This window comes from Cupriavidus sp. R6-3 (assembly GCF_059772245.1).
The window spans coordinates 1-8,928 of sequence record NZ_JCBAJO010000193.1; the positions used below are offsets into that span (position 1 = coordinate 1).

Genomic DNA, 8,928 nt, shown 5'->3' on the forward strand with positions numbered 1-8,928 from the left:
GCCGCGGTGCTGGCGGGCTGGGCCGTCGGTGGCTGGCTGCTGCACGAACTGGCGCGGCGCGTGCGGGGCCGGCTGATGCGGCCGGTCGATCGGGTCCAGCTGCCCACCGTGCCGTCGTGGACCGACGTCGGCATCTTCATGCTGCGCCGGGTCGGCCCGTGGGCGATCGCCTTCGGCGTGGCGATCTGGATCGTGCGCGCGCTGGCGCTGCATCTGGTGCCGGCCGGCGTGGCGGCGCTGACGGTGGCCTACGCGCTGGTCGCCGGCGCGGTGCTGTCGGCGGTATCGCAGACGCTGTTCGCCGTCTTCAACACCGCGCACCGGCGGCGCGCGGTCCATGACCTGCACCAGCACTCGCGCCCGGTGCTGTTCGCGATCGGCTCGCTGGCGGCGCTAGGTGATGCCGCGACCAACGCGCGGGTGATTGCCGCGCTCGGCGTCAACCTGTCCGCCGTGACCGCCAATCTGTCCAATATCGCCGCGGCGCTGCTGATGGCCTGGTTCTGTCTGCGTTTTCGCCGGCAGATCGGCCATCTGATCGCCAACCGGCCGCTGGCCTTCCGCCAGGCCCATCCCGCCATCACCGATGTGCTGCGGCTGGCCGGCGGCACCTGGCACCTGCCGGTGCTGGCGGTGGTATTCGCGTCGGTGGTCGGCACCCTGCTCGCCGCGGGCCATGCCGACGACTATCTGGGCCGGACCATCCTGACGGTGGCGCTGCTGGTCGCCGCGCTGGCGCTGACGGTGGTGACCGGACGCTCGCCCCAGGCCACCCAGCATGGACCGCGGCAACGCTGGCAGCGGCGTTCGGCCTATCTGGCGCGCTTCGGCCGCTTTGCGGTCGCGCTGGTGCGCCTGGCGATCTGGCTGGGTTTCCTGGAGCTCGCCAGCCGCGTCTGGGGCAATTCGCTGCTGCATCTGATGCATTCGACCGCGCTGGGCCGCCGCTTCGCCGACGCGGTATTCGGCGCGCTGGCCGCGGTGCTGCTGTCGTGGCTGTTCTGGCTGGTGATCGACACCGCCATCACGCAAGCGCTGTCGCCGGGACACGGGCGCGGGCAGCCGCCCAGCATGCGCGCCCGCACCATCCTGCCGCTGCTGCGCAACGCGGTGTTCGTCGCGCTGCTGGTGATGGCGCTGATCGCGGTGCTCGCCAACCTCGGCGTCAACGTGACGCCGCTGATCGCCGGCGCCGGCGTGGTGGGCCTGGCCATCGGCTTCGGCGCGCAGACGCTGGTGCAGGATCTGATCACGGGGCTCTTCATCGTGATCGAGGATTCGATTGCCATCGGCGATGTGGTCGAGCTGCCCGACCACAGCGGCACGGTCGAAGGCATGACCATCCGGACCATCAAGCTGCGCGACGGCAAGGGCGCGCTGCACGTGCTGCCGTACAGCCAGATCAAGGCGATCAAGAACCTGTCGCGCGGCCATGCCTTCGCGGTCTTCAATATCGGCCTGCGCTACGACAGCGACCTGGACCGCGCGATGGCGCTGATCCGCGAGGCGGGGGACGAGATCGCGCAGGACATCCGTTTCACGCACCGGCTGCTGTCGGGGTTGGACATCCTGGGGCTCGACCGCTTCGATCCGTCCGGCCCGGTGGTGCTGGCCCAGTTCAAGACGTTGCCGCTGGCGCAGTTCGAGATCACGCGGGCGTTCAACGCGACGCTGAAGCAGAAGTTCGACGCTGCGGGGATCCGCATGGCCTCGCCCTACATGACGCTGCAGCTGGACGGCGGCGGCGCGGCGGACGTCAAGCCGCTGATTGCGGGAAGCGAGGGGAGTGCGGGGGCGGCGTAGGGATGCCTGGCACAGGAAGAACGCTTCGAACCGCTTCCCACCCGCCCAACCGCTTCCAGATAAAACGAGCGGAGATTTCAGCGCTGAAATCCCCGCTCTTGCCTTGCTCGCTTGCCGCACCCGGCTCGCCGCGCGGACCGCTATCGGATCGTTTCCGCCGGCTTACGCCGCCTCACGCGGCCTTATGCCGCCTCATGTCGCCCTATTTGCCGCCCTATGCCGCCCTATGCCGCCCTATGCTGCCCTATGCCGCCCTATGCCGCCTTGCGATGATGCTTGCGCTCGGGCCGGCATTCGTACTTGATCTCGTGCCGGCCGTCCTCGTAGACAACCTCGAGCCGCACGGTGAAGCCCCATAGCCGGGTGACATGGCGGATCACCTCCTCGAAGTTCTGCGCGAGCGGCCGGCGGTCGTTCTGCAGATGGCGCAGCGTCAGCGAGCGGTCGCCGCCGACGTCGACGTTGGTGACCTGGATGTTCGGCTCGATATTGGACAGGTCGTACTGGCTGGCCAGCAGCTGACGGATGCGGCGATAGCCCTCGTCGTCGTGGATCGCGGTCACGCGCAGCTTGCTTTCGCGGTCGTCGTCCAGCACCGAGAACAGCTTCAGTTCGCGGATCACGCGCGGCGACAGGAACTGCAGCAGGAAGCTTTCGTCCTTGAAGTTGCGCATGGCGAAGTCCAGCGTCTTGCGCCAGTCGCTGCCGGCAATCTCCGGCGCCCAGCGATAATCCTCCTCCTCGGGGCGCTCGCACATGCGGCGCAGGTCCTGGAACATCAGGAAGCCGAGCGTGTAAGGATTGAGTCCGCTGTAATAAGGGCTGTGGTACGGCGGCTGGTAGATGACGTTGGTATGCGCCTGCAGCAGTTCCATCATGAAGGCGTCGTTGACCAGCCCCTGCTCGTACAGCTCGTGCAGGATCGTGTAGTGCCAGAACGTGGCCCAGCCCTCGTTCATCACCTTGGTCTGCCGCTGCGGGTAGAAGTACTGCGCGATCTTGCGCACGATGCGGACGATCTCGCGCTGCCAGGGCTGCAGCTTGGGTGCGTTCTTCTCGATGAAGTACAGCAGGTTTTCCTGCGGCTCCGGCGGGAAGGTGGCCTCGGCCTCCGGCGTCTCGTCCTCGGTCACCAGCGCGTGCGAGCGGTGCTTCGGCAGCGTGCGCCACAGATCGTTGACCTGCATCTGCAGATAGTTCTCGCGCTCGGCCTGGCGCGCCTGCTCCTCGGTGATCGACAGCTTCTTCGGGCGCTTGTAGCGGTCCACGCCGTAGTTCTGCAGCGCGTGGCAGGAGTCGAGCAGCAGTTCGACCTCCTGCTCGCCGTAGCGCTGCTCGCATTCGGCCACGTAGTTCTTGGCGAACAGCAGGTAGTCGACGATGGCGTCCGCGTTGGTCCAGGTGCGGAACAGGTAATTGCCCTTGAAGAAGGAGTTGTGGCCGTAGCAGGCGTGCGCGATCGTCAGCGCCTGCATCGGCATCGTGTTCTCCTCCATCAGGTAGGCGATGCAGGGGTTGGAGTTGATCACGATCTCGTAGGCCAGGCCCATGTGGCCGCGCTGGTAGCTGCGCTCGGAAGCGAGGAAGTGCTTGCCGTAGGACCAGTGGCTGTAGCCGACCGGCAGCCCCGCGGACGCGTAGGCGTCCAGCATCTGCTCGGCGGTGATGATCTCGATCTGGTTGGGATAGGTATCGAGGCCGAAATCGGCCGCGATGCGCGCGATCTCCCGGTCGTACCGCTGGATCAGTTCGAAGGTCCACTCCGAACCGGTAGAGAGGTATGCCATTTCCCACCCCCATGTCGGCGGCCCGCGATCGCGGCTCCGCCGGTTAGCCAAGGCCTGTCCGGCGCGGCACCCCTGCATGGACACCATGCCCGGGCGCCGCTGCGCCGGTGCATCGACGCATCAAGGCGTCAGCGCATCAACGCCCGGTGTTCGGCCAGGCCGCCTTCTTCTGAAACAGGTCGTGCAAGACCGGATAGATCTCGTCCGCGCCGATGATCCGCTGCATCGCGAAGTTCTCGTGCGCGCCCTTGACCGTCATGTACTCTTCCCACAGGTTCTGCGGCTCCTCGGACGCGACTTCCACATAGGCGTAGTACTGCACCAGCGGCAGGATCGATTCGCGCAGCAGCCGCCCGCACAGCTCCGAGTCGCCGGCCCAGTTGTCGCCGTCCGACGCCTGCGCGCAGTAGATGTTCCACTGGCTGGCCGGGTAGCGGTTGTGGATCACGTCGACCATCAGCTTCAGCGCGCTGGACACCACCGTGCCGCCCGATTCGCGCGAGTGGAAGAAATCTTCCTCGTCGACTTCCTTGGCGACCGTATGGTGGCGGATGAAGACGACGTCGATGCGTTCGTAGTTCCGCTTCAGGAACAGGTACAGCAGCATGAAGAAACGCTTGGCCAGGTCCTTGCGGCTCTCGTCCATCGAACCTGACACGTCCATCAGGCAGAACATTACCGCCTGCGCCTGCGGACGCTTCTTCAGCACGCGATTGTTGTAGCGCAGGTCCAGCTTCTCGATGAAGGGCACGCGGTCGATGCAGGCGCGCAGATGGCGCATCTCCTTCATCATCTCCTGCGCGCGGGCCGTGTAGGGGCCCTCTTCCTCGAGCACCTCGCTGTACTGCTGCTCGAGCGCCTGCAGGCGCCGCTGGTAAGGCCCGGACAGCGCGATGCGGCGGCCGAGCGAGCTGCGCATCGTGCGCAGCACCGACAGGTTCGAGGGCGTGCCGTCGATCGAAAAGCCGGCGCGCACCTTGCGCACCTCGGCGATCTTGGCCAGATGGCGCTTGGCCATGTCGGGCAGCGCCATGTCCTCGAAGAAGAAATTCAGGAAGTCCTCGCGCGAGAGCGTGAAGACGAAATCGTCCTCGCCCTCGCCCGAGTCGCTCGCCCGCGAGCCGGTTCCGCCCGCCCCTTGCTGCTGGCGGTCGAAACTGTCTCCGCGGACGAACTTCTTGTTGCCGGGGTGGATCCACTCGCGCTTGCCACCCTGGCCATGGTGGAAGATCGGCTCGGAGATGTCCTTGACCGGAATGGACACCTGCCCGCTCTGTTCGATGTCCATGATCTTCCGGCCGGACACCGCCTTCGCTACGGCTTGCCGAATCTGCTCGCGGTAACGCTTGATGAAACGCTGCTTGTTGACCGCACTCTTGTTGCCGCCATTCTCCCGCCGATCGATGACCGTGGCCATATTGGTTGCCCTCGTTCAGAGGCCCCGTGCAGGCGCCGTTACGATGATTTTCGAACGCGCAAGTACCACTCCACCAGCAGCCGGACCTGCTTGGGCGTATAGCCCTTCTCGACCATGCGGTTGACGAAGTTCTCGTGTTTCTCCTGGTCCTCGCGCGAGGACTTGGCGTTGAAGGAAATGACCGGCAGCAGGTCCTCCGTGGTGGAGAACATCCGCTTCTCGATCACCATGCGCAACTTCTCGTAGCTGGTCCAGTTCGGGTTCTTGCCGCCGTTGTTGGCCCGCGCCCGCAGCACGAAGTTGACGATCTCGTTGCGGAAGTCCTTCGGGTTCGAGATACCCGCCGGCTTTTCCACCTTCTCCAGCTCGTCGTTCAGCGCGTTGCGGTCGAGGATCTCGCCGGTATTGGGATCCCGGTACTCCTGGTCCTGGATCCACAGGTCGGCGAACACCACGTAGCGGTCGAAGATGTTCTGGCCATATTCGGAATACGACTCCAGATACGCGGTCTGGATCTCCTTGCCGATGAACTCGACGAAGGGCGTCGTCAGGTATTCCTTGATGTACGAGAGCAGCTTCGCTTCCTGCTCCGGCGGGAACTGTTCGCGCTCGATCTGCTGCTCGAGCACGTACAGCAGGTGCACCGGATTGGCCGCGACCTCGGTGTTGTCGAAGTTGAAGACCTTGGACAGCACCTTGAACGCGAAGCGCGTCGACAGCCCGCTCATGCCCTCGTCGATGCCGGCGTAGTCGCGATACTCCTGGTACGACTTCGCCTTCGGGTCGACGTCCTTCAGGCTTTCGCCGTCGTAGACCCGCATCTTCGAGAAGATGTTCGAGTTCTCCGGTTCCTTGATCCGCGTCAGCACCGCGAACTGCGCCATCATCTTCAGCGTGTTCGGCGCGCATGGCGCGGCCGACAGCGAGCTGCTGCGCAACAGCTTGTCGTAGATCTTGACCTCGTCCGACACGCGCAGGCAGTACGGCACCTTGACGATGTAGATCCGGTCGAGGAAGGCCTCGTTGTTCTTGTCCGCCTTGAACGATTGCCATTCGGCCTCGTTCGAGTGGGCCAGGATCACGCCGTCGAACGGAATCGCGCCGAAGCCCTCGGTGCCCTTGTAGTTGCCCTCCTGCGTCGCCGTCAGCAGCGGGTGCAGGACCTTGATCGGGGCCTTGAACATCTCGACGAACTCGAGCAGGCCGCGGTTGGCCAGGCACAGGCCGCCGGAGTACGAGTACGCGTCCGGGTCGTCCTGCGGATAGTCCTCGAGCTTGCGGATATCGACCTTGCCGACCAGCGAGGAGATGTCCTGGTTGTTCTCGTCGCCCGGCTCGGTCTTCGCGATCGCGATCTGCGACAGCACCGAGGGCCGCAGCTTGACCACGCGGAAGCGCGTGATGTCGCCGTTGAACTCGTGCAGGCGCTTGACCGCCCATGGCGAGGCGATCGTGTTCAGATAGCGGACCGGGATGCCGTAGTCCTCCTCCAGAATCTTGCCGTCTTCCTCGGGCGAGAACAGTCCGAGCGGCGATTCATGGATGGGCGAGCCCTTCAGCGCGTAGATGGGGATCTGCTCCATCAGCGATTTGAGCTTCTCGGCGAGCGAGGACTTGCCGCCGCCGGGAGGCCCGAGCAGGTAGAGGATCTGCTTGCGTTCCTCGAGACCCTGCGCGGCATGCTTGAAGAACGAGACGATCTGCTCGATCGTGTCCTCCATGCCGTAGAACTCGCGGAAGGCCGGATAGATCTTGATGACCTTGTTGAAGAACAGGCGCGACAGGCGCGGGTCGTGGTGCGTGTCTACCAGCTCTGGCTGCCCGATCGCGGCGAGCATGCGCTCGGCCGCGGTCGCATAGGCAGTAGGGTCTTTCTTACAGATCTCCAGATACTCCTGGATGCTGTATTCCTCTTCCTTGCGAGCTTCGAAGCGCGTGGCGTAGTGGCCGAAAATGTCCATACCTCACTCCCGTCAGAGTCTCGTCCGAGGCGAACGCAGTCCGTCTGCAGGTAGGTACCCTGCCTCATTCCACGTATCAGCCTTTGAATACCGCCACCCCGGCTTGGCGGAAGACTGACCATGTTGCGAAGTCTTTACTTCATCATAGTCAAATAACGCCCAGGGGGAAGAGCTTGTTGACGCGCATTGCGCACTGGCAACGGCGCGGTCCTGCTCGTGAAAACTGCGTTCTGGCTGCGTGCGACTGAGCGGCACGCTGACCGGTTCGCACTGGGCGGCGCGACCATGTTCTGGGACACACCTTACACCTTTCCCTTTGGTGCTGCACTGCCCTGTTTGTAACGATTGCTTCCGGCGAGCATCGACGACATACCGGGACTGCAAAACCTTGGAACAGGTGGGGTCGTACGTTGGCACATCCTGCATCGTTGCTGCGGCCAAGGCCTCGCGCGCAACGTCGCGCGACACGCTGCTGTCGTGTTCTCGATGCGCGGGAAGGCGATCGAAGCAGCGACGCACGCAGGGACAGAAACGGGGATCGAAGCGGGATGAAAACGGAGCGCCGCGACATCGCGCATCGCGCTGCCAAAAAGCAGGGTTAACCCATCGGCCCGGGCGCTGGCCCGCTGTCGGCCCGGGTGTGGCGAAGCATCGTTCGCCGGTTGTCTCCATGCACCGTCGAGGCAATCGCGTCTCCCCTTTGGAATCGTGGCGCGCACCGTGCGGGTGCGTGCCCATTGGAATGCCGAAACCGCTACAGGTTCCAGTTCGCATTCGACCGCGTCGATCGCATCGCTGTCTCCCCGTCGCGGTTGCCCGCGCGGCGGCATCCGTCGGCCACCGTTGTCGGTACACCAGCAAATTGCGGGCCACATGCGACGGGCGAGCGGAACGATCGTCGGACGGTCGACGAAGAAGGCGGTGGACGAACGGCGTTCACCGACGACAGCCGGCGGCGATGCGGGGAAACCGCAATGCGCGACGACGTGCGCGCGAGCGACAATCGATCGAAGGAGGAGAGGCGAAACGGCGAAGGAGAGGAGAGGAGAGGAGAGGAGAGAGCGGAGAAGAGCGAGACAATGAAAACGCCGGGCGTCAGCACCCGGCGCGTCGTGCTGCCAGCGCATCGCCGGCAGCGGCGTATCTCGGATCAGATCGTCGGAAGCGAATCCTCAGATCGGATCCCAGTTGATGACGTCGGGCGAGCGCTCCAGCGGATAGAAGCTGTTGCGCATCGCCGGGATCGCGATCTCCGCGATCGTCTCCGGCGTCCACCCCTCGCTGGCATGCACCGAGCGCACCGGCCGCGGCTGGCTCATCAGCATGATCTCGTTGGCGCGCACCGCGAAGATCTGCGCATTGACCTCGCGCGCCGCCTCGCTGGCGAGGAACACCGCCATCGGCGCGACCTTGCCGGCCTCCATCTTCTGCAGCTTGGCCACGCGCGCCTGCTCCTCCGGCGTCTCCGACGGGATCGAGCTGGTCATCCGGCTCCAGGCGAATGGCGCGATGCAGTTCGAGCGGACGTTGAAGCGGGCCATGTCCAGCGCGATCGATTTGGACAGCGCCGCGATGCCCAGCTTGGCGGCGGCGTAGTTGGCCTGGCCGAAATTGCCGATCAGGCCGGAGGTCGAGGTCATATGGACATAGGCGCCGCTCTGCTGGTCCTTGAAGTAGGGCGCGGCGGCGCGGCTGACGAAGAAGGTGCCGTGCAGATGCACGTCGATCACCGCGCGCCATTCCTCCTCGTTCATCTTGAAGAACATGCGGTCGCGAAGATTGCCGGCGTTGTTGATCACGGCGTCGATGCGGCCGAACCGGTCGAGCGCGCACTGGACGATCGCGTTGGCGCCCTGCCAGCTCGACACGCTGTCGGTGTTGGCGACCGCCTCGCCGCCGGCGGCCTGGATTTCCTCGACCACGCGCTGCGCCGGTCCCGCATCGCCGCCCTCGCCGCTCA

General features: G+C 64.9%; 5 protein-coding genes. 1 reads left to right on the forward strand and 4 read right to left on the reverse strand.

Features of this window, described 5'->3' with window-relative positions; translation table 11 throughout:
* Nucleotides 1-1,803 (forward strand): mechanosensitive ion channel family protein (locus tag AC6EI8_RS20925; protein ID WP_498382767.1); only part of this gene is annotated, 1,803 nt, incomplete at its 5' end.
* A 254-nt stretch (nt 1,804-2,057) separates the two neighbouring features.
* On the opposite strand, the gene AC6EI8_RS20930 is transcribed toward AC6EI8_RS20925, so the two are convergent.
* From AC6EI8_RS20930 to AC6EI8_RS20945, 4 genes are all read right to left on the reverse strand, one after another.
* Nucleotides 2,058-3,590, reverse strand: coding sequence for a SpoVR family protein (locus AC6EI8_RS20930; protein ID WP_150082334.1), 1,533 nt, complete (start codon nt 3,588-3,590; stop codon nt 2,058-2,060).
* A gap of 136 nt (nt 3,591-3,726) precedes the next feature.
* Nucleotides 3,727-5,007: a YeaH/YhbH family protein gene (locus AC6EI8_RS20935; RefSeq protein WP_149318650.1), complete on the reverse strand. Its 1,281-nt coding sequence runs from the start codon at nt 5,005-5,007 to the stop codon at nt 3,727-3,729.
* A 38-nt stretch (nt 5,008-5,045) separates the two neighbouring features.
* Nucleotides 5,046-6,968, reverse strand: coding sequence for a PrkA family serine protein kinase (locus tag AC6EI8_RS20940; RefSeq protein WP_006576790.1), 1,923 nt, complete (start codon nt 6,966-6,968; stop codon nt 5,046-5,048).
* 1,172 nt (nt 6,969-8,140) lie between these two features.
* Nucleotides 8,141-8,928: SDR family oxidoreductase (locus AC6EI8_RS20945; RefSeq protein ID WP_498382768.1), on the reverse strand; the 788-nt coding region annotated here is incomplete at its 5' end.

What these genes read in the sequence shown, in the direction of transcription:
- AC6EI8_RS20935 (WP_149318650.1), bottom strand. Translation starts at nt 5,007, where the DNA reads ATGGCCACGGTCATCGATCGGCGGGAGAATGGCGGCAACAAGAGTGCG.
- AC6EI8_RS20930 (WP_150082334.1), bottom strand. Translation starts at nt 3,590, where the DNA reads ATGGCATACCTCTCTACCGGTTCGGAGTGGACCTTCGAACTGATCCAG.
- AC6EI8_RS20940 (WP_006576790.1), bottom strand. Translation starts at nt 6,968, where the DNA reads ATGGACATTTTCGGCCACTACGCCACGCGCTTCGAAGCTCGCAAGGAA.